At 39.7% G+C, this 20,975-nt stretch carries 19 protein-coding genes; 10 read left to right on the forward strand and 9 right to left on the reverse strand.

Annotated elements, in window-relative coordinates; all coding sequences use genetic code 11:
• Positions 1 to 8: 8 nt before the first annotated feature.
• From BLR37_RS16665 to BLR37_RS16690, 6 genes are all read right to left on the reverse strand, one after another.
• Entirely contained in the window at positions 9 to 863 is an 855-nt protein-coding gene (locus tag BLR37_RS16665; RefSeq protein WP_090770503.1) for an ABC transporter permease, read from the reverse strand.
• Complete coding sequence (locus BLR37_RS16670) at positions 860 to 1,966, reverse strand: glycosyltransferase family 4 protein (RefSeq protein WP_090770505.1); 1,107 nt, start codon at positions 1,964 to 1,966, stop codon at positions 860 to 862. Before BLR37_RS16670 ends, BLR37_RS16665 begins: the two co-directional genes overlap by 4 nt.
• A complete protein-coding gene (gene asnB / locus BLR37_RS16675) occupies positions 1,959 to 3,818 on the reverse strand; it encodes an asparagine synthase (glutamine-hydrolyzing) (RefSeq protein ID WP_090770507.1) in 1,860 nt (619 codons plus the stop codon). The genes BLR37_RS16670 and asnB overlap by 8 nt, the downstream gene beginning before the upstream one ends.
• A gap of 109 nt (positions 3,819 to 3,927) precedes the next feature.
• Positions 3,928 to 4,431, reverse strand: coding sequence for a UpxY family transcription antiterminator (locus tag BLR37_RS16680; protein WP_090770508.1), 504 nt, complete (start codon positions 4,429 to 4,431; stop codon positions 3,928 to 3,930).
• Between the two features lie 69 nt (positions 4,432 to 4,500).
• A complete protein-coding gene (locus BLR37_RS16685) occupies positions 4,501 to 6,900 on the reverse strand; it encodes a GumC family protein (protein ID WP_090770510.1) in 2,400 nt (799 codons plus the stop codon).
• A complete protein-coding gene (locus BLR37_RS16690; protein WP_167356629.1) occupies positions 6,900 to 7,715 on the reverse strand; it encodes a polysaccharide biosynthesis/export family protein in 816 nt (271 codons plus the stop codon). The genes BLR37_RS16685 and BLR37_RS16690 overlap by 1 nt, the downstream gene beginning before the upstream one ends.
• Positions 7,716 to 8,023: 308 nt before the next feature.
• Between BLR37_RS16690 and BLR37_RS16695 the strand changes: the two genes are divergently transcribed.
• The 6 genes from BLR37_RS16695 (at position 8,024) to gap (ending at position 13,436) form a co-directional block, all read left to right on the forward strand.
• Complete coding sequence (locus tag BLR37_RS16695) at positions 8,024 to 8,431, forward strand: hypothetical protein (RefSeq protein ID WP_143009603.1); 408 nt, start codon at positions 8,024 to 8,026, stop codon at positions 8,429 to 8,431.
• Between the two features lie 95 nt (positions 8,432 to 8,526).
• Positions 8,527 to 8,949, forward strand: coding sequence for a hypothetical protein (locus tag BLR37_RS16700; protein ID WP_090770516.1), 423 nt, complete (start codon positions 8,527 to 8,529; stop codon positions 8,947 to 8,949).
• Positions 8,950 to 9,869: 920 nt separating this feature from the next.
• Entirely contained in the window at positions 9,870 to 10,277 is a 408-nt protein-coding gene (locus BLR37_RS16705) for a hypothetical protein (protein WP_090770518.1), read from the forward strand.
• Between the two features lie 104 nt (positions 10,278 to 10,381).
• Positions 10,382 to 11,122, forward strand: coding sequence for a glycosyltransferase family 2 protein (locus tag BLR37_RS16710; RefSeq protein ID WP_167356630.1), 741 nt, complete (start codon positions 10,382 to 10,384; stop codon positions 11,120 to 11,122).
• A 127-nt stretch (positions 11,123 to 11,249) separates the two neighbouring features.
• A complete protein-coding gene (locus BLR37_RS16715) occupies positions 11,250 to 12,332 on the forward strand; it encodes an MraY family glycosyltransferase (RefSeq protein WP_167356631.1) in 1,083 nt (360 codons plus the stop codon).
• A gap of 108 nt (positions 12,333 to 12,440) precedes the next feature.
• On the forward strand, positions 12,441 to 13,436 hold the full coding sequence (gap, locus tag BLR37_RS16720; RefSeq protein WP_090770524.1) for a type I glyceraldehyde-3-phosphate dehydrogenase: 996 nt from the start codon (positions 12,441 to 12,443) through the stop codon (positions 13,434 to 13,436).
• Positions 13,437 to 13,507: 71 nt separating this feature from the next.
• Here the strand turns inward: gap and BLR37_RS16725 are convergent, their stop codons facing one another.
• Positions 13,508 to 13,894 (reverse strand): DoxX family protein, encoded by a 387-nt coding sequence (locus BLR37_RS16725; protein WP_090770526.1) that lies wholly within the window; start codon positions 13,892 to 13,894, stop codon positions 13,508 to 13,510.
• 155 nt (positions 13,895 to 14,049) lie between these two features.
• Here BLR37_RS16725 and BLR37_RS16730 point away from each other — a divergent pair, with 155 nt between their 5' ends.
• From BLR37_RS16730 to BLR37_RS16745, 4 genes are all read left to right on the forward strand, one after another.
• Positions 14,050 to 15,438 carry a sulfatase family protein gene (locus tag BLR37_RS16730; protein ID WP_090770528.1) on the forward strand — a complete coding sequence of 463 codons (1,389 nt, stop codon included), beginning with the start codon at positions 14,050 to 14,052 and terminating at the stop codon, positions 15,436 to 15,438.
• 208 nt (positions 15,439 to 15,646) lie between these two features.
• Positions 15,647 to 16,087, forward strand: a complete 441-nt coding sequence (locus BLR37_RS16735) for a GNAT family N-acetyltransferase (protein WP_090770530.1) — start codon at positions 15,647 to 15,649, stop codon at positions 16,085 to 16,087.
• A 2-nt stretch (positions 16,088 to 16,089) separates the two neighbouring features.
• Positions 16,090 to 17,283 (forward strand): phosphoglycerate kinase, encoded by a 1,194-nt coding sequence (locus BLR37_RS16740; protein WP_090770532.1) that lies wholly within the window; start codon positions 16,090 to 16,092, stop codon positions 17,281 to 17,283.
• Between the two features lie 179 nt (positions 17,284 to 17,462).
• Positions 17,463 to 18,437, forward strand: a complete 975-nt coding sequence (locus BLR37_RS16745) for a 3-keto-disaccharide hydrolase (RefSeq protein ID WP_090770533.1) — start codon at positions 17,463 to 17,465, stop codon at positions 18,435 to 18,437.
• A gap of 50 nt (positions 18,438 to 18,487) precedes the next feature.
• On the opposite strand, the gene BLR37_RS16750 is transcribed toward BLR37_RS16745, so the two are convergent.
• A complete protein-coding gene (locus BLR37_RS16750) occupies positions 18,488 to 19,045 on the reverse strand; it encodes a GIN domain-containing protein (RefSeq protein WP_090770535.1) in 558 nt (185 codons plus the stop codon).
• A 337-nt stretch (positions 19,046 to 19,382) separates the two neighbouring features.
• A complete protein-coding gene (locus BLR37_RS16755; RefSeq protein WP_090770537.1) occupies positions 19,383 to 20,954 on the reverse strand; it encodes a PepSY-associated TM helix domain-containing protein in 1,572 nt (523 codons plus the stop codon).
• Positions 20,955 to 20,975 lie beyond the last annotated feature (21 nt).

Genomic DNA, 20,975 nt, shown 5'->3' on the forward strand with positions numbered 1-20,975 from the left:
CAATATAATTAAACCGTATCTACAAAATTCCGTTCTACTTTATTAAATATGATGATTCCCAAAATCAATACTGCAAATGTAATTCCGCTGGCATAACCAAAACTGCCCCAGCTAAAACTTCCTTCTCCCAAAAAACCATAGCGAAAGGTTTCAATGATAGGCGTCATGGGATTGTACATGATGATCCAGGCATATTTTGGGTATTTTTCAAGTGCGGCTGATAGGGGATAGATGACGGTGGTTGCATACATTAAAAGTTGTACGCCAAAGGTTACTAAAAATGCCAGGTCGCGGTATTTTGTGGTCATGGCCGAAATAATCATACCTCCGCCCAAACCCAAAAGTGCCATTAAAATGATGAGCATAGGGAACAGGACTAGAGCCCAGCTGATAGAGAATTGCGCCCCTGACAGATGGTAATAGATCATCAATAGGAGAAAAAGTAACAGTTGCACGGCAAAACGTACCAGATTACTCACCACAATGCTTAGGGGCATAATTAAACGCGGAAAATAAACCTTGCCAAATATGCCTGCATTATCCCTGAATACTGTTGATGTTTTGGTCAGACAATCAGAAAAATAGTTCCATGCGGTAATACCTGCCATGTAAAAAAGTGGTTTAGGCAAACCATCGGTAGAAATACCGGCCAGGTTTCCAAAGATAAAGGTGAAAATAATGGTGGTAAACAAAGGCTGGATAAAGAACCAAAGGGGTCCAAATATGGTCTGCTTATAAAAGGAAACGAAGTCGCGCCTTACCAACAGCCATAACAGATCGCGATAGGCCCAAACCTCATTTAATTTGAGGTCGAATAAAGAACTTTTAGCTTCTATGGTCCAGGAATGCTCTTGCTCGCTCATGAAATAGATAATAATTGCTGTGTTTTATGCAGGTAATTGCTGAAAGCAAAGTGGTTTAGGGTTTTCTGCTGCTGTAAATCTCGGACAATGGGCAAGGCTAATGCTTCGAGGATAGCTTTGAGTAGCTCTTTCTGGTTAGTTGGATCAATCAGGAAACCCAGTTCTCCATTTAATAGTGCGTCTTTACTGCCATCCCCATTGCCGGCAATAACTTTACAGCCACATGCAGCTGCCTCAATAAAGCTAATTCCAAAACCTTCAGCCTTGCTGGGCATCACAAAAATATCGGCCAATAGAAAATGGGGAGTGATTTCACTATCTGCAATAAAACCGGTTAAAGTAACCCGGTGCTGCAAGCCATACTGATTAATTAATTGTTGAATCCGTTTTTGTTCAAGTGCATCTGCTTTTCCACCAAGAACGTAATGAATTTCTTCAGGTAAATGCTTCAATACGGCCAATACTTGGTCATAACCTTTATATTGCTCGCGGGATGATAATCTGGTTAATGTGTACAATATTTTTTGATCAGCATTCAGACCATACCTTTCTAATAGCTCAGTGGGTTTCTCAAAGTTTTGAGGTACATCGAAAAAAGGGTCGAGGCAATTGTTCAGGATATTGATTTGATGTGGTGCAATACTATGTTGTTGCTGAACGCGGTTAGCAGTGTATTTACTGACTGCCCATATTTCGGTTTTTTGTTGCAAAAACCTCTTTTTCCAGTTTTTTAAAGGCTCCCAGATTTCAATACCATGTGCTAAAAGGATAATTCTGGCTTTAGGCTTTAATTTCTTGATCAGCCAGCCGAATACCAGCAGGTTAATGTGGCTGAGCAGGATAATGTCAGATTTCAGGCCTTCGCGGATGGTTTTCTGCCCAAAGGCAATTCGGTTTCCGTTAAAACCTGTAAAATGTCCGGCATCTATATATCGTGGATCTGGATTTTCATCATACATGCTCAGGCAATGATACTGACTAACAGCATCCATGTTTTTTAACTCATGCAAAGCACTGGTTAACGATCTGCATACCTTTTCGATCCCACCCGTTAACCCGAAAGTATATAAAGATAAGAATAAGATACGCTGTTGTTTATGCATTGTTGATATCGGTTGGTATAACCCGATCCAGATCAGTCCTGTTCTTCAGCTTACCATTTTCCCACCTTTCTAACTGATACAAGGCAATTGCTTTAGACCAATGCAATTCTCCCTGCACAAATGCTGCTTTCAGTTCTGTTACCTTCGGATTTACAGTATTTAGTGCTTTCAGGAAGAAATCATTTGCCTGCAACCAGGTTTGAAAAGGAAAAGTAAAACCCATTTTTTCCCTGTTCCAAATGGCTTCAGGTAAGATATTCTTAAAGGTATCGATAAGAAAACCTTTTGGTTTAGCTTGTTGATATCTGATAGCAGCTGAAGTATAATCAAGTAGCTGGATTAGATCTTTGTCCAGAAAGGGTACACGTACTTCTATCCCATGCTGCATACTCATTGCATCGGTATCTTTCAGCAATTGATTTTGCATATACAGATTAAACTCCAGCCAACCTGCTTCCTGCTCAGCCGTTAAATTATCGGGAATAACAGGCATTAACATGGATTGAAGTATTTCATCGACCTTGTCAATTTTCATATTCAATATCGATGCAATTTCGGTGGGAGCATATATTCCACGTAAAAACAGATATTTACCAGCTGTATTTTTGTAACTGAGATAGTAGGCGCGCTTTAAATGTGTTTGTTTAAAATGAATGCCTTTTTTGAGGATAAAACGTGGAAGCTTTGACAGCAGTCTTACCATTTTCATTCTTTTGAAAGCAGGATAGCCTCCAAATAATTCATCACCTCCTATGCCCGATAATACGGCTTTTAGGCCTTTTTCCTTCGCAAAATAATTTACAAACCAGGAGTTTATCCCATCTGTAGTAGGTTGATCCATGGCTGCCAATGCAGTGGGCAGGTGCTTTTCAAAGCTATCCTTATCGATCAGGAATGCAGCATGTTCACTCTGGGTTTGTTTTGCAATCCGGTCCTGATAAACCTGCTCAGAAAATTGTTGCTCAGAAAAATTGATGGATATGGTTTTCAAATGCTGGCCATTCCCCAGGCTTTGTGCTGAAAGCAGTGTTAAAAGGCTTGAGTCAATCCCGCCACTTAAAAAAACACCAATTGGCGCATCCGAAATCAGGTGTCTGGCTATAGCCTCCTTAAATATTTCAATGAGCGCAGTCTCTGCACGCTGCTGATCTTTACAGTATTCTTTTAGATTGCTTCTATAATAAGCGGTAATGGAGGCTTGCTGAAGTTGATGATCCCAACTCAAATAGCTGCCTTTAGGTAGCATTTTTACCTGAGCAAGGGTGGTGTAAGGTTCGGGAAGGTGACCAAAAGCTAAAAAGTAAACTTTCCATTCCGGAAGTTCTGATAGTTGTAAATCGGTTTCACTGAAAGCCTTTACTTCTGATGAAAATATCAGTTTGCCTTCTTCATTATAATAGTAAAGTGGTTTGATCCCTGAGGGATCACGCACCAGGAAAGTTTTAGCCTCCAGCTGATCATGTAGTGCAAAGGCAAACATGCCATTTAAGCGACTAAAACTGGCAACTCCCCAACGTTGGTACGCGGCGAGAATCACTTCAGTATCGCAATGCGAAACAAAATCGAAGCCTGCTTCAACCAGTTCTTTTTTCAGCTCCTGGAAATTATAAATTTCACCATTATAGGTGATGGTTAGGTGGCCATTATGAATTGACATAGGTTGTTGGCCAGCAGGAGAGAGGTCGATCAGAGCCAGGCGCCTATGTCCAAATACCAGCCCTTTTTCTTCATCAAAATAATAGCCTTCGCCATCTGGTCCACCGTGCGCCATTAAATTGCACATAGCTTTCGCCTCCTGTTGAAGTTCTGCTACAGGCTTGTTAAGGTCAATAATTCCCGCAATGCGGCACATGGGATATGGGATGGGATGATTTTTTGTTTGTGGCCGGGCATAGCTTCGCCCTCTCAGTCACATGTTGTTTTAAAAAACGCGACTGTTAACCTCATTTTAGGATTGAACCTTACACTGGTTCTATAAATGCAACAGAAGTGTTAATCTCTATTGCATAACCTATATTTTGTAAGCGTAAGATAATACGCTGTTTATTTTGTACCGATACCAGTTCGGCCATAATGCCTTTAAATGGCCCTGCTTTAATCAATACGCGTTCACCGGGCTTAATATCGTACTCCAGTACTTCAAGATCTGCATCAGTAGCAAGCAGTAACTTAAGGTCGGTAATTTGTTGCTCGGGTATTGTTGCAATCTGGCCTGAAAAGTAAATGAACCTGGCAATACCGTTCGTCATTAAAACTTCTGCATACTCTTTGCCCGAAATATACACAAACAGGTAAGACTTAATTAAAGGCTCTTCTACAATTTTTTTACGATCACTCCATTGCTTTACTGCTTTTCTTAATGGAAGATATGCCAGTATTCCTTTTCGGTTTAGCTCCTCATATGCTTTTTTTTCTGCTCTTGAGCGGGTATAAACCGGATACCACCTGTAATTTTGATCGATCATAACTTACCTGCATCTACCATAATCCTGAATTTTATTTGTCAAGTTCACTAAGCTGCTAATCTGGCCTGCTTATTTTTTCTTCCAGAACATCCACCATTTGCGATTCTCATCGTCGTAATAGCCAGAACCTGAGTATCCGGAATAATCTGAATAATAATAGGTGCTGTTACCCCCTCCGCGACTGTAATCGGTAGTATAGTAATTAGAGTATAGGGCATCATCGCCAAAGGCGTTAAGTACTATGGCTATATTATTAAGCCCGTATTCCCTCGATAAACGTTCTGGAATATTGGCTGCCCGTTGCTTGGATACGCCCGATCTGATAACGAAAAGGTTAACATCCGAATTTCTGATCAATGGAATGGCGTCAGAAACCAGGCCCACAGGAGCGGTATCAACCAGTACGTAATCGTAACTTTTTTCGAGCCGTTTCAATAGGTTTTGCATGGCTTCTGTGTGTAAAAGCTCTGAAGGGTTTGGAGGAACAGGCCCCGAAGGGATGAAATCCATATTGTGTACTTCATCGTGAATAAGTACATCTTCCAGTTGGTGCTGCCCGGAAAGTAATGAGCTTAACCCTTTTTTATTATCAACGCCAAAAGCTTTATGTAAACGTGATCTGCGTAAATCGGCAGCGATCAAAATCACTTTTTTTTCAATCAGGGCCATTGTACCTGCCAGGTTAATGGTTACGAACGATTTTCCTTCACCAGAAATCTCTGAGGTAATACAAATTACTTTACTTTGTTTATGGCTGGCTAAGAAACTTAAATTGGTACGTACCGAACGTACAGATTCTGCAAAGACTGATTTTGGTTTGGCGATAGACAAAGCTTGTCGGTTATCCTGATCGATATAGTCTGGGAATTTCCGGATTACGCCAATGATTGGTGTTTTGGTTAAACCTTCAACGGCTTCTTTATCATAGATGTAAGGGTTTAGAAAACGGACCAAAAGAATCAGTCCCATGCCCGCACCCAGGCCAACCAAAAATGCAAACGTATATGTTTTATTAGAATCGGCTGCTATAGAATAATAAGATGGATAGGCCATATTAACAATGGCGGCACCGGCAACAGTAGCGGCCGCATTCATTTCGGCTTCTAACTTTTTTTCAGATAAATAAGATCTTACTTTATTATTTACCTCAAAATTGGTGCTCAGTTTAATAAAATTCTGCTCTTTAACAGGAATAGCACTTATGCTTCTATTCACCCCGCTAATCTGTTGATCGATATATTTAACAGTTTGTTCATTCCCTTCTCGCATTAAACGGATGCTGTTTTTGATGCCAGCCTTTACATTGGTAATCTGTTGTTCAATTTGTTTCACAGGTTGAGAATCGGAGGTAAATTGGGTCAGTTTAATTTCCCTATTGGCCAGCAGGGTGTTTAACTGCGTAACCAAAGCGCCCAAACCTCCATTTAGCTCGCCCTCCAAATCCAGGCCGATTTCTACTTTTGAACGATTGTTGTTAACCTGGTCTTCTAGTTGCTTAATACCTAATAATTTAATGTTTAGCTCCGTTTTTTGTTTTTCAAGTTCGGCTAATTTCCCAACCGTCATATTTCCGGCCGAATTGATATCTACGATTTTGTTCTGTGTTTTATAGTTAGCAAGGCTGCTGCCAGATTTACCCGCCTCAGTATTAATGAAGCCCAATTGGTTATCGATGAATTCGACAGTTTGTTTAGCAGAACGTTGGCGTTGAATAAGGTCGTAACGGACATATTCTTTCATGATGGCATTAAGCATATCGGCGGCAAATACCGGGTTGCCATCGGTTAAACTTAAGCTCATTACATTGGTAAATCTTGCCGCTTCTGCCACATTTACGCCCATTGCCCGGCCAATAAAATCTTCCTTTGTGTTAAATTTGAAGCTATAATCGCCATTTGGAATTTCCGATTTAATACGGAACTGCATATTGCCCAAATTTAAAAGCTCGCCATAGCGGTGGGTGATTAATTTTGCCTTTACATTATTAGGGTCGCCAATTTTAAAAGTCTTTTTGTCTACCGCTTCGACATTGTATACGCCTCTGCTGAAATTAGCTGAATCCTGTTTAACTATCTCGATCTGGAACGGAATAGCCGGATAGAGTTCTGTGGTCCGGATCCTGCCTTTAAGGTAATAGGATATTTTATAATCCAGGTTACTAATGGCATTTAATACTACGTCGTTACTCCTGATCACAAAGCTCTCCGCCTGTATTTTATCGGTATAGTTATAGACCTGCGTTGGCATTTGATTGCTTGTATTAACGCTTGGGTTACTATCCTGTAACTTAAGTGAAGCAAAGGTTTGATAAACCGGAGTTGTGTATAACACTTTAATTTTTGCTACACTTAGTGCAATTACAATGCAGCCCGCAATCCAATACCACCGGCTCCAGAAAACCCTGAATATTTTATAAAAATCGATCTGTTGGCTAACGGCTTTTGCCTCTAAATTTTGTTCCTTTTCCATTAGCGTGTTAAAGCAAAAATTAATGTTGCAAGGTTAATTACAACAAGTAGAGGTTGCACAATATTATTGAAACTTTGTAAGCGTTCGCTTAATGCCTGCCCTTTAGTCTGCTGGAGAACGATGATGTCATTGTTCTGAAGAATCAGTTTTTTACTCGCCAGGCTATTGATATCATTAAGGTTGACATAGATAATTTCCGGGTGGCTGCGGTCGCCTCTAATGATTTTTAGTGTTTTAGGGTCTGCTGCTTTGGATATTCCACCAGCTTCGCCGATAATTTCGATAAGATCAGTATTCTCTTTTTCCAGGTAAAAATTTCCCTGTTTTGCAAATTCACCCAACAAGGTAACTTTTAGATTAACAATGGTTAATTCAATAATCGGATCTTTTAAAAGTTTGCTTTTATAAATATCCTGAATTTTGTTTCTGGCTTCTCTTCTTGTCAAACCGGCAACTTCAACCTTGCCTATGGCTGGTAAATTAACGGTTCCATCAGGTTCAACAGCATAAGCAAGTACATTCTGAGCCGATCCGTTCTGACTATTACTTGAAACACTGGTAGCTGAGCTACTTGTTGCGCCAAACTCAGGGTTTTGAACATTCCTTACGGCTAGTTGATCATTTATTTTGATTTTGTAGTAGATATCACCCAATCCCTGATCATTAACCACATATACCTGTTTAATGGTATCTGTAACAATATCAGTAGGTGCATTAAACAAACTATGTTGTTTGCGTACAGAGCAACCCGATAGGACCAGAATTGAGAAAATAAAGCTAAAGAGTAGGAGTGGGATGAAATTAAAACGGGCCATAATTTTAAAGATACGTTTATGCATTAAACTTTCCACATATCTATGCCAAAAATACATTTTCTAAATGCTTTTTTAAAGAAAGTAGCTTTTATAAATCCTGTTTTTTGATTTTATCTGATAGCTATTGCGCATCGTCTAATGTACGTGGTTGTAATTTTTATTCTGATTTATTGATAATCAATTTGATTGGATATGTATGATTTGTTTTGTTAAAAAAAATAATGACCTTGATAATTGTCAATGTTGGTTATTTTTGTAATATTTATTATACGTGTTAGGGCTATTTTTGATGATTATTTATGGTTGTCATGTATAAATTATCCCTTCTCTTTTTGCTCATTACTTTTGGAGCTGTTTCATATTCATTTTCTCAAGGTACTGCTACAGGATGTTTGTTGCCCAATAATTCTGTTTATGGAAATGATTTCATGGGCAATGCAACATATTACGAAACAAGTGCACCTGTAACTACACTCTCCAACAACTATTGTTATTGGACGCCCAGTTCGACAGGTGTAAGCTGTAGTGTGTGCACAAGCTATACTTATGTTTGGCCATGGGGGTACTTTCCATCAGGATGTACAACTGGTGTTAAAGGAACTTTTAGCATGGTTGCATGTCCCATTGATGATCATGCAATAATAATGACAGTTTTTACCGCTTTTATTGCCATGGGAATAATAAGAAGAAAAAATACTGGTATGAATATTGAGTAGTTACGGCTAAAAAGATTTTGTATTATTAAGCATGTTTTTTTGTGTTTTTATCATACGGTGTCTATTTTTGCAATAACAATTACCCTGTATTTATTATGAAGCTTTTCGTTTGTTCAGTAAGTTTATTGTTTTGTTTTCTTTTTAGTCAGTCGGCGCAGGCTCAGGGAACTTATACCGGGTGTTTTCTTTCATCCACCAATACTGTGTATACCAATGAACTTTATCCGACATATTTTCTTGGTGTAACAGGCGCACGTCCGCTATCCCCAGGTTATTGCTACTGGACACCTGCCACTGGGACACCAACTTGTACCGTTTGTACTGGTGGAATTACCTACAATACCACTACTGGAGCGTTTATTAGCTGTAATTCACCTGTAGCTGGTGTTAGAAATACATTTTCAATGATATATTGTCCGCTTGATGATAATCTTTGGACTATCTTTTTAGTGGATGGGTTTTTAGGGTTTTTACTTATTAGGAATCAAAAGGCTAAGGATCCAGATTGTGTAATTTAGCTCTTAGCTATAACAAAATCTCGCGAACGTTACCTCTTATAATATTTTCTTAGTGATATTTGTCAACATTGTGAGTTGGCTTTTTGTGTCGCTATAACTATATTTTTCCCCTTTCAAGTCCCATTTAACTGTTTTTATCTGCTTTTGCCTAGTGATCTAGACTGTCATGCATTCATCACATTCATTTTGTTCATTGTTTTTGTTTTTCGTTTTTTTATAATTTTGTAATATTAATCTTACGGTTATTTTCACTTTTTGATTTTTAATGGTGCCGATTTCTGTTAAGGCTGTGAAGATATTACAATAAAAATGTGATGGGAGCCTAAGGTAGCGCCCGGAAACCAAACAAAAATGCTAAAGCATCTATCCCTAACTGTCTTGTCAACAGTTTTATTTTTTTCTTGTTCATTCGCAGCTACGGGTTGCAGAACCGGCGATTTTATTTATACGGTTCAAAACGGAACCTATCTTAACGGCTCCGTACTCATACCTAAATTTACTGCAACAGATCGTATAGCCAAAAGAAATTGGGCGCAGGACCCTGTTTGTGGAATTGACAGGAATACTGCGGATGCTTACCCAAAAATTGTTTCTCCATCCAATCCCAACGGTCAATGTACCTCAGATACTAATACTGGCGATATTGGTACTTTGGTAAATTATAATCCTTCCGACAGTACGTGTGTAACGTTGCCTTTAGATGACTATACACCATATTGTGTAGCGGTCGTTGGTGTATTCAGTTTGCTGTTTATCCGTAACAGATGCCACCTTGTTTTTTAAGCTATATTGTGTAAATCTGGTTTTTGTTCATTTTAGAGCTATTGGTTGTAAACTAATTGTTTAGCTATTGAACAAAACGAACACATAATTGAGCTGATAAAGGGGCTAACTTTGTGTATTACTACTTTTAGGAATGCATGAAACGTTTTTGTCTTACCCTTTTTGCTGCTTTAATTTCTATTATTGCCTTGGCACAGGGGACAGCTACAGGATGTTTAATTCCATATAGTAATAGGGTGTATACTTCTAACGCATTAGAGGTTTTAGGCACATCACAATTATATAATAATTCACCATTTACATCTTTATCTAGTAATTATTGTAGTTGGACGCCCGGTACAACTGCATCTTCCTGTGTAATCTGCGATGGCACGCTAGGTGTCGATGTTTTGGGTATTAAAATATGTTTATTTGGGACATTTAGGTATGGTTATCAAGGCACATTTACCATGGTAGAATGCAACCTCGACGATCATTCCTGGCTTTTCGGTGCTGCGGCAGGTTTATTCGGTATCCTCATCATCAGAAAAAGGAATAAACCCTGAACTGCTTTCTTTACATTATCTCTTCTGTGTATCCTTACTTAATTTTATATTTACCCGGGCTTCAGCTTTAACATCTATACAAGTTGATGACTGATTGGTTAATTATGAAAATATCCCTCATCACTGTTGTTTATAATGGCGAAGCTTTTCTGCAGGAATGTTTTAATTCTGTTAAGTCTCAAACTTACCCGGATGTAGAATATTTAGTAATTGATGGCGGATCGAAAGATAATACGCTTCGCATAATAGCCGAAAATCAGGCACACATCGATTATTTTATTTCCGAAGCTGATCAGGGACTTTATGATGCCATAAATAAAGGGATCGAAAAAGCTACCGGCGATATTATTGGTATTTTAAATGCTGATGATATGTTTTCGGGGCCCGATGTATTGGCAGCAGTAGCTGAGACTTTTAAAAACCAACCAGAAATAGGTGGTTTATATGGCGATTTGCATTATATACATCCAGCTACTGGCAGAATCGTGAGAAAATGGAAATCCCGAAACGCAAGTTTTAAAGATTTGGAAAATGGGTGGATGCCTGCTCACCCGACGCTTTACTTAAAGAAATCATTATTCTCAAAATACGGATGTTACGCACTTGATTTGGGTACTACTGCAGATTACGATTTAATGCTGAGGTTCCTTTACACTCATCAAACTAAAACGGCTTATCTACCCATGCTTATGGTTAATATGCGTGTGGGGGGAGTGAGTAATAAATCGCTGCATAGCCGCTGGCTAGCTTTTGTAAATGATTATAAGTCACTTAAGAGGAATAAAATGCCGCATCCATTCCGGGTATTGGTAAAGAAAAAACTAAGCAAGTTAAAGCAGTTCTAAGCTTAAATGGATTTGAATCTGATCATGTCTTTTCTTCAGGATACTTGATCTATGTCATGTTAATAGCTTGTTACTAATGTAGTTCATTCTGCAAATTTTCCTACATTTGAACATAAATCATCCCGTTTTGTTCAAAGATATACTGCACTCGAATCCCGCCTATTTTTACGGTGCCATATTTATTTTGGCATTTTCAGCTGTAATTTTAAGTGTGCCAAGTGTGATTTATACTTCGTTGAAATATGGCCTTTTCGATAAAAATGACCTTTACCGTAAAACCCATAAACACGACATTTCACGCCTGGGAGGACTGGCCATAGTGGCGAGCTTTACCATTAGCATTTTACTTTTTTCGTCAATTATTAATTTTAGGGAAGCCAATTTTGTTATTGCATCCTGCATCATTCTTGCTGCACTGGGATTGAAAGACGATGTATATGGTACCAATACCAGTACCAAGTTTATTTTGCAGATTGTAGTTGCTTTTATTCTTGTATTCTTCGGCTCGTTCAGGCTATCTAGTTTGTACGGCGTACTCAATATTGGAGATATGCCTATGATCTGGGGAAGCCTGTTCTCGATTGCCCTGATTATCTTTTTAAACAATGCCTTTAATTTAATAGATGGCATTGATGGATTAGCAGGTGGGATTGGGATATTTACAAGTATGGTTTTTGGTGTTTTGTTCGCCAGTATGGGGCAGATTCCTTATGCCTTTATTGCTTTTGCACTGGCAGGTGCTATTGCTGGTTTTTTAAAATATAACTGGTTTCCGGCTAAGATTTTTATGGGGGATACCGGTGCCCTGATTATCGGGCTCATTTCTGCAGCACTGGCAATTAAATTTATAGAGCTTAATAAATTTACCGGTAGCAACCAGCCGGCCTTTTATTCGGCGCCTGCTATTGCTGTAGCGATATTAATTGTGCCCATCTTCGATTCGTTAAGAGTGTTTTGCATCCGGATTTTAAATGGAACTTCGCCCTTTAAAGGAGACCGTAACCACATTCACCACCGCTTAGAATTGCTCGGATTGAAGCCAAACCAGATTGTACTTGCTTCTCTGATGCTTAATGCGGTTATTCTGCTTGCCACTATCTCATTGCAGCGACTGGGGAATTTTGTGTTGATTTTCTTCATTATAGCGATCTGCGCGACATTTAACGGGGTGCTCACCTTGAGTTTATATAAAAAATCGACAAAACAATAGCTGTCCAGGGGACTGAAAACGCTGTTTGATCACCCCATTTCCATCTTATCATATCATCCTGTTCAATTCATAAATTAATACTAATTTTGCGCTCTAATTTTTAATAACATGAGGCTGGCAATAAATGGTTTTGGTAGAATAGGAAGAACATTTTTACGCTTGGCATTAGCTGAGGGTTTTGAAGTGGTAGCGGTTAATGATTTGGCAGATGCCAAAACAATGGCACACCTGTTCAAATACGATACCGTTCATGGGGTTTTTGCTGGTAATGTTTCTGCCAAGCCCGATGCTTTAGTAATCGATAACCTTTCTATTCCGGTTTTTGCCATTAAGGAAGCTGATGAATTACCATGGTCGGCATTGAGGGTTGATTTGGTTATTGATTGTACTGGTAGGAATTTAACCCGCGCATCAGCCGAAAAACACATTGCCTCGGGTGCCAAACAAGTATTAATTTCTGCCCCTGCAGCTGATGATATTCCGATGGTTGTACTGGGTGTTAACGATGATCAGATTGATTTAAGCAGTTCTGTACTCTCTAACGCAAGTTGTACTACCAATAACATTGCACCCATGATTAAGATTTTGAACGATAACTGGGGAGTAGAAGAGGGTTATATCACCACAATACACTCGATGACAGGTGATCAGAACCTGCACGATGCGAACCATAAAGATTTAAGAAGGGCCAGAGCTGCCTCATCTTCAATTATCCCGACAACAACTGGTGCGGCTAAGGCCATTACCCATATTTTTCCCGAACTCGATGGCCGTTTGGGAGGGGCTGGAATCAGGGTGCCGGTCTTAAACGGATCACTTACCGATTTTACCTGCCTTTTAAAGAAAAAGACAACCATTAAGGAAATTAATACTGCTTTTAAAAAAGCTGCAGAAAATGAGCTTAAAGGGCTGGTACAATATACCGAAGATCCAATTGTTTCAATTGATATTATCGATAACCCTCACTCATGCGTATTCGACTCGCTACTTACCTCCATTGTAGGAGATATGGTTAAAGTGGTTGGCTGGTATGATAACGAATATGGTTATAGCAGCCGTTTGATTGATGTAGTAAAGAAAATAGATCTTTTGCCAAAAGCCTAAACAATTGTAAAACACGGCTAAATATAGCTGAGACATCCTGCAACTCAATACACTAATTTTGGCTGATTTGCTTAATCCGTAGATTTTAGCGCCCAGTATACCAGTACCGGCTGAAAAAACAGGCGCAAAAACCTTTTGGTATCCGTATTCAGGCCGAAGGCACTTCTTTTATGGGTGTATTGCGAAATATTTCCGGGAAAAACAGCGATAAACATGCTTGCTGCAATTTTACCAACCAACTTTTCATATTTTTTTGGTGCTAGTAGCAAAGCACTGCCCAATGCAATTTCAACCAGGCCAGAGTAAACCACGGTATCATCTTTTTGGAGTGGTACCCAATCAGGTACTTGCGCCTGGAAAGCTTTTCGTGCAAAAGTTAAGTGCCCTGTTCCTGCAGCAATTAAGCCTGCGCCCAGTAGTAGTTTGGCAGCCGTTTGGATGTTTTTCGCTTTTATCATATCACTTGATTTTATCAACAACTAATGAACAACCGTTATGGGTATGTGTTTTATTTAATAGCATCGCTTCTTTTCTATTCTATCCAATTCATTACATTTTGGTTAATTTCAGAAGGCTATATTTGGTTAATCTACTGAAACTAAATACCGAAAACATGAATAAACTGGCCATAGCCCGCGCCTTGCTGGTACTTTTGAATTTAACAATTGGTTTAAATGCAAACGCCCAGAAAAAGATAAACAAAACGAAGGCCCCCAACGTAATTGTTATTTTAACCGACGACATGGGTTTTAGTGATGTAGGCGCTTTTGGTGGTAAATTTGTACCTACACCCAACATCGATAGGATTGCTGCTAATGGTTTAAAGCTTACCCAGTATTATAGCGCAGCGCCAATCTGCTCCCCATCACGTGCAGGCATGCTTACCGGTATGTACCCGGGTAGGTGGAATTTTTGTACCTACCTTGACAATAAAAAACACAATAAAAATGCTGGGCAAGCTGATTTTCTGGATCCCAAAGCGCCAAGTATGGCCAGATTTTTTAAGGATGCTGGCTATGCGACAGGACATTTTGGTAAATGGCACCTGGGCGGCGGCAGGGATGTTAAAGATGCCCCAGGTTTTGAAGCTTATGGCTACGATGCACATGCCAGTACTTACGAAAGTCCTGATCCCGATCCTGCAATTACCGCTACCAACTGGATCTGGTCAGATAAAGATAGCATTAAGCGTTACGACCGCACAAAGTATTTTGTAGATAAAACACTTGCTTTTTTTAAGGCGCATCCAAACCAGCCTTGTTTTGTAAACCTTTGGCCTGATGATGTGCATACACCCTGGGTGCCGAGAAAAGAAACTGAATATACTGGCCAATATCCAATGAATCCTGAAGAAGAAGCCGCTTTTAAGCTGGTATTGAAAGAATATGATAAACAAATCGGGCGGCTTTTGGATGGGTTGAAAGCACTCGGCATGGATCAGAATACCATTGTCATTTTTACCAGTGATAACGGTCCGCTGCCGAGTTTCAAAGGAAGCAGGGCAGCAGGCTTGAGGGGATCCAAGCTTTCGCTGTACGAGGGAGGTATTTGTATGCCTTTTCTCATTAGCTGGCCCGGGCATATTGCCAAAGGTAAAACCGATAATCTGTCTGTAGTAACGGCTACCGATCTTTTGCCTTCGCTAACAAAAATGGCTGGCATTAGTTTGCCTAAAAGCTATCATAGCGATGGTGTTGATCGAAGCGCTGTTTTAACAGGCAAGCCATCATCAAGGAATAAGGAAATATTTTGGGAATATGGGCGGAATGATATTGCTTATAAATATCCCCGGCCAGTCGATAAAAGCCCTAATCTGGCAATCAGAGAAGGAGAATGGAAATTGCTGATGAACAGTAACAACACCGATATGCAGCTGTATAACATCGTTAAGGATAAAAAGGAGACAACCAATCTTGCTGCAAGTGAGCCTAAGATAGCTGGCGGTTTAAAAGATAAGTTACTGGCTTGGTGGAAAACCCTTCCAAAATTGGAAGCCAATTAATGAGCCAGTTATAAATAAGGCGTCCGGTTTTAACCCAATGTTTTGATGTGTTTTCTTTAGGCTAGTTACTGGATTTACCACGAAAATGTTAAAACTTTATGCTTGATATTATAACCGCGTTTCAATTGCTTTGTTAACTTTGCAAACCTGAGCGGAGCTTCCATATTGCAATATATGGTTAGTTCGCGCTAAATTGTTGCTAATAAATATGGTTAAATTTATTCTTCCCGAAGAAGTTCTGCCTTTAAGAAGCCTCGTTTTACGCAATGGCAAACCTTTAAAAGAATGTGTTTTTGAAGGCGATGATGCCTACGATACTTTTCACCTGGGTTTTTGGGCAGACAGGGAAATAAAGTCAATAGCCACATTTATGCGCAACGATTTCTTCCCCGAAGAAGGTGAAGGTTATCAGTTACGCGGAATGGCCACACATCCCGATGCCGGAGGCAAGGGATATGGCGCGGCGCTGGTTAACTTTGCTATCGAATACTTAAAAGAATATAAAACCGATTACTTGTGGTGCAATGCACGCTCTACTGCAGCAGCATTTTACAAAAAGATTGGCTTTACTACCGAATCGCCCGAATTCGATATTCCCGGTATCGGTTTCCACTACGAAATGAAATTAAACTTAAATCAAAATAATTAAACATGAACACCATTGACCAGTTTGACTTTAAAGATAAAAAAGCATTAATCAGGGTAGATTTTAACGTGCCTTTGGATGATGAATTTAAAATTACCGACGATAAAAGAATCAGGGCTGCATTACCAACCATCAGCAAAATATTAAAAGATGGTGGCGCAGTGATTTTAATGTCGCACTTAGGCCGTCCGAAAGATGGACCAACTGATAAATATTCTTTAAAACATATCTTAGCTGATCTTTCTGCTTTAACCGGTGTTGAGGTTAAATTTGCCGACGATTGCATTGGCGAGAGCGCTGCAACCCAGGCTGCTGCTTTAAAACCAGGTGAGATTTTATTGTTGGAGAACCTGCGTTTCTACAAAGAAGAAGAAAAAGGTGATGTAGCTTTTGCCGAAAAATTATCGAAATTGGGCGATGTTTATGTAAACGATGCCTTTGGTACTGCACACCGTGCACACGCTTCTACATCAATCATTGCACAGTTTTTCCCTGATGCAAAATACTTTGGTTACTTAATGGCATCTGAAGTTGAAAATGCCGAAAAAATCTTAAACCATGCCGAAAGACCATTTACAGCTATTATGGGTGGTGCTAAGGTTTCTGATAAAATTCTTCTGATCGAGAAATTGTTAGAGAAAGTAGATAATTTGATTATCGGTGGTGGTATGGCATATACTTTTGCTAAAGCGCAAGGTGGGGAAATCGGTACTTCGTTATTAGAGGCCGATAAACAAGCACTTTCTTTAGAACTACTTGAAAAAGCAAAAGCGAAAGGGGTAAACTTGATTTTACCGATCGATACCGTTATCGCAGATAAATTTGCTAACGATGCTGCTAAACAAGATGTGGCTGCAGGCCATATCCCGGCTGATTGGATGGGATTAGATATCGGTCCGAAAACTGCTGAATTGTTTCAGGATGTAATTAAAAACTCTAAAACATTATTGTGGAATGGCCCAATGGGTGTTTTCGAAATGGAAAGCTTCCAGGTGGGTACCAAAGCTGTTGCCGATGCGGTAGTGGCTGCAACTAAAGACAATGGAGCGTTTTCATTAATCGGAGGTGGCGATTCGGCTGCGGCTATTGCTAAATTCGGTTTGGAAGATGAAGTAAGCTACGTGTCTACAGGTGGTGGTGCTTTATTAGAATATATGGAAGGTAAGGAATTACCAGGCGTTAAAGCCATTAATGGATAGTTAATAGCATTAATATAAAATAGGCCCTTGCAGATCTGGTTTGCAAGGGCCTTTTCGTATCTGCACGTAATATGTGTTTGCTGCAAAAGAAAATAAATTATACCTTTCTTAAATTATCTTAACAATAACCGATAGCAGAAAGCAGATAAAAGCACTGCTTGATAAATGAAATTACACTTATGAGAAAAAAAATCTGTTTGCTTGGTTTAGGTTGCCTCTTAATTGCAGGGTTGCCTGGAAAAACATTTGCTTCAACACTAATTAAAGCTGAATATAATCGTTTGGTTGCCGAGCCCGCTGCCCTTATTGGTCGCTGGGATATAACCATTGATGTTAATGGTAGACAGGCGCCATCATGGCTCGAGGTTAAACTATCTGGTACCAAAACGTTAGTAGGTTACTTTGTATCTGTAGCTGGCAGTGCCCGCCCGGTATCTGAAGTAAAGTTCGATGGCAAAAGTTTCAGGTTTGAAATTCCACCACAGTGGGAGAGTGGAACAGCAAATTTGGTTATGGAAGGGGAATTAACCGACGCTGGAATTAGCGGAACAATGACCGAATGCAACGGTAAAAAATACAGCTGGAAAGGTGTTAAAGCACCTTATTTAAAAAGAACTGCTGCGCCGGCATGGGGTAAGGCTGTAAATTTGTTTAATGGTAAGGATTTAACCGGCTGGAAAGCAAGTGGCCAAAACCAATGGATCGTGAAAGATGGTATTTTAACCAGCCCTAAAGCAGGTTCAAACCTGATTACCGAACAGAAATACAACGATTTCAAACTTCATGTCGAATTCCGCTATCCTAAAGAGGGCAATAGTGGTGTGTATTTGAGAGGTCGTTATGAAGTGCAGATTGAAGACAGCAAGAAAGATGCGCATCCAAACAGTGTACTGTTTGGTGGGGTATACGGGTTTTTAACCCCTAACGAAATGGTTACGCTTGGGCCAGATGAATGGCAGAGCTACGATATTACCCTGGTAGGCCGATTGGTAACCATAGTAGCCAATGGTAAAACCATCATCAGCAATCAGGAAATTCCGGGTATTACCGGTGGTGCTTTAGATAGCAATGAAGGAGAATCTGGACCAATTTACCTGCAAGGTGATCACATGCCGATTGAATACAGGAAGATTGTGATTACTCCTGCTAAATAATTACCAATAAAAGGCCTGGATATTTCCCAGGCCTTTTTGTTATTAATTTATTATTCAATGAGCTGAGTGCGTAATACCGCAAACTGATCAAAGGTTAGGCTTGGGGTTTTATCCATAAAAAGGAAATGTGTATCTGTATTTCCCTTTAGGTATAATTTAGATTTATCGTGAATGGCCGTATAAAGTTGCTGACTGGTTGTATTGATATCGGCATTTGAATTTCCCTTTAAGATGATCTGCAGGTATTTGAGTGATAAAATTCCATCTGTTTTTACAATAGCATTTTCGCTGGCCTCTATTCTGTAAAGCTCATCTACATAAACACGTATTTTGCAGCGCAAGGTACTGGTGCCCGTAATCGAAAGTATTTCTCCCTGTTGTGTTACCATAGCGTTTCCCTCATTGTCATCAGTGTAAGATATGTTAAGGCCAGGTTTTTGGATCAGTAGCACTTCAACATTTCCTTTTATTAAAATTTTTCTGAAAGGGGAAATTCTGCTGGTTTTTATAGGCTTATGCACTTTAGCGTTGGCAAGAGTTGGGCAGAGAGGTATCAGTAGTAGAATGATAAATAGTAGTGCAATTTGGGTTTTGAGGTAACGTTTCATAACTTAATTTTATTTAATAAATGTTTAGCCGATAACCGAGCTGCTGTTTCTTTTTGCATTCGTATCGTTTGATTGCATGTTAACGAAGGAAGTGCCAAAACAATTATTTCTGATTATATTACTTATAGTCAACTATTTAAATAAGTGTTTGAATTGGTAGGTGTTCGTTATCGAACAGTTTGGCGTACGGGACCGAACAGATGGAATAGGTGGAATTGTATTGAGGTATTGAATCGCCTTAATGTTTATCGCGCTATGAATCCCCGACAATCGCAAGCCAGATGTCGTTTGGTTAAGAAGTGACGTTATAACCCTATTTTCAGTTTATGGCAATATTTTAGAAAATCTCCATACCTGTATTCGCCAATACCATATAAACTGCCAGGTAGCAAACTAAAAATGCGGCAGATAAGGCAAAATATCTGGTCACACGGTGACTGCCTTTCTTAAAAGGGAGTAAAAATAAAATGTTAAACAGTTCGGCCAGTAATGCACATATAAAATTAAGGCAGACCATAACTGCGCTGAAGGCCACTACAAAAACAGCTGGGTGGATTATAATGCCCGAGGGCAAGCCATAAAGTGCGCCCATTATAAAACTTACAAGCAAAATAACAGCTGCATATTTAAAACCCGCTTTAAAATTGGTTATGAAATATCTGCCCAACTTTGGGAGCGGTGTTTTGATTTTTGCTGGTTTTAATTCTTTTTCAGATACCTGAGTTTCTGATGTTTCATTCAAAGCTGCTTCAGTCGTTTTCTGCTTTTTACCTCTTTTTTGTTTTTTGTAGCGGGGCCACCAGATAATAAAACCCGTAATAAAAAGAGCCAATGGCATCAATCCGGCAATAATGGCTATAACTTGTGTCGGCCGGCCACCAAAGCTACCGTAGTGGATAGGCGTGAGCCAGCTGAGATAAGCATTGCCCACATTCGGGAAATCGCTGCGGCTATTCAATAATGTTTTAGCGGTATACTGATCAACAATCAGCATTTCCCTTTTTCCGACTTTGGGCAGGTCGCCGCTTAGCATATCTAAACGGTAGGTGCCGGTTTTATCGGCCGGAAAAGCAATTCCGCCGATATGGGCATTGGGCATTTTTTCTTTAGCTGCTGCAGTAATTGCCTTAAGCGGGAGCGGCACTGCTTGTGCATGCCAGGCCGATTTTGCACCCAGTAACTTGGCTACACCTTGCGGCGATTTCCCATTCAACAGGAATAGGAAAGGAATAACAAGCGTAGAAAAGGTAATACAAAAACCTGTTAAGCTCAAAATGGCCACAATTGGCGAGGAGTAAAAACCAAGCGAATTGTGCCAGTCGTAATTTTGGCGTTTAAACGAACCGCTAAACCTTACCGTAAGTACCGATTTAAGTTGTTTCCATTTCTTGGGCAACCATAAACGCAGGCCCGAAATCGTTAAAATTAAAAGGCAAAGCGAAGCCAATCCGCAAATGTAACGGCCCGCAACCGGGATTAATAAGGTTCTGTGTAATTCTGTAACTATATGGATAAAAGAACTGGTATGTATTCTTTTGCCTCCTATCTTGCCGGTATAGGGATTAATAAAAGTTTCATTACCACTTTTCAGATCCAAAACACTGTAAGCTTCATTGGGGTTTTTGAAGTTGTTCAGCATCAGGTAGTCGATTTTTAGCTTTGGGTAGTTTTTTTTGATTAGCGGTACAATCTCTTCGACCGGCATTTTTTGCTTTTGAGCAATAACCTCAAACAAATTTGGGTTTAAAGCCCGGTCAATTTCATCCTGAAAAACCAGGATGCTGCCAGTAACACCCACAAAAGCCACTATTGCTCCAGCAATAATACCCAAATAAAGGTGCCATTTACCGAACCATCTTTTTTGGTGTTTTGCCCAACTGATTTTTTTAGAATTGCCTGCAGATTTCATTTAGCGGAGATATACCCTTGA

It is taken from the genome of Pedobacter soli (genome assembly GCF_900101435.1).
In the GTDB taxonomy this organism is placed as follows: Bacteria; Bacteroidota; Bacteroidia; order Sphingobacteriales; family Sphingobacteriaceae; genus Pedobacter; species Pedobacter soli.

Coding starts and splice junctions, on each gene's coding strand:
- BLR37_RS16730 (WP_090770528.1), top strand. CDS start 14,050: ATGAATAAACTGGCCATAGCCCGCGCCTTGCTGGTACTTTTGAATTTA.
- BLR37_RS16755 (WP_090770537.1), bottom strand. CDS start 20,954: ATGAAATCTGCAGGCAATTCTAAAAAAATCAGTTGGGCAAAACACCAA.
- BLR37_RS16705 (WP_090770518.1), top strand. CDS start 9,870: ATGAAACGTTTTTGTCTTACCCTTTTTGCTGCTTTAATTTCTATTATT.
- BLR37_RS16700 (WP_090770516.1), top strand. CDS start 8,527: ATGAAGCTTTTCGTTTGTTCAGTAAGTTTATTGTTTTGTTTTCTTTTT.
- BLR37_RS16695 (WP_143009603.1), top strand. CDS start 8,024: ATGTATAAATTATCCCTTCTCTTTTTGCTCATTACTTTTGGAGCTGTT.
- gap (WP_090770524.1), top strand. CDS start 12,441: ATGAGGCTGGCAATAAATGGTTTTGGTAGAATAGGAAGAACATTTTTA.
- BLR37_RS16750 (WP_090770535.1), bottom strand. CDS start 19,045: ATGAAACGTTACCTCAAAACCCAAATTGCACTACTATTTATCATTCTA.
- BLR37_RS16745 (WP_090770533.1), top strand. CDS start 17,463: ATGAGAAAAAAAATCTGTTTGCTTGGTTTAGGTTGCCTCTTAATTGCA.
- BLR37_RS16680 (WP_090770508.1), bottom strand. CDS start 4,431: ATGATCGATCAAAATTACAGGTGGTATCCGGTTTATACCCGCTCAAGA.
- BLR37_RS16670 (WP_090770505.1), bottom strand. CDS start 1,966: ATGCATAAACAACAGCGTATCTTATTCTTATCTTTATATACTTTCGGG.
- BLR37_RS16710 (WP_167356630.1), top strand. CDS start 10,382: ATGAAAATATCCCTCATCACTGTTGTTTATAATGGCGAAGCTTTTCTG.
- BLR37_RS16740 (WP_090770532.1), top strand. CDS start 16,090: ATGAACACCATTGACCAGTTTGACTTTAAAGATAAAAAAGCATTAATC.
- BLR37_RS16735 (WP_090770530.1), top strand. CDS start 15,647: ATGGTTAAATTTATTCTTCCCGAAGAAGTTCTGCCTTTAAGAAGCCTC.
- BLR37_RS16725 (WP_090770526.1), bottom strand. CDS start 13,894: ATGATAAAAGCGAAAAACATCCAAACGGCTGCCAAACTACTACTGGGC.
- BLR37_RS16690 (WP_167356629.1), bottom strand. CDS start 7,715: ATGGCCCGTTTTAATTTCATCCCACTCCTACTCTTTAGCTTTATTTTC.
- asnB (WP_090770507.1), bottom strand. CDS start 3,818: ATGTGCCGCATTGCGGGAATTATTGACCTTAACAAGCCTGTAGCAGAA.
- BLR37_RS16685 (WP_090770510.1), bottom strand. CDS start 6,900: ATGGAAAAGGAACAAAATTTAGAGGCAAAAGCCGTTAGCCAACAGATC.
- BLR37_RS16665 (WP_090770503.1), bottom strand. CDS start 863: ATGAGCGAGCAAGAGCATTCCTGGACCATAGAAGCTAAAAGTTCTTTA.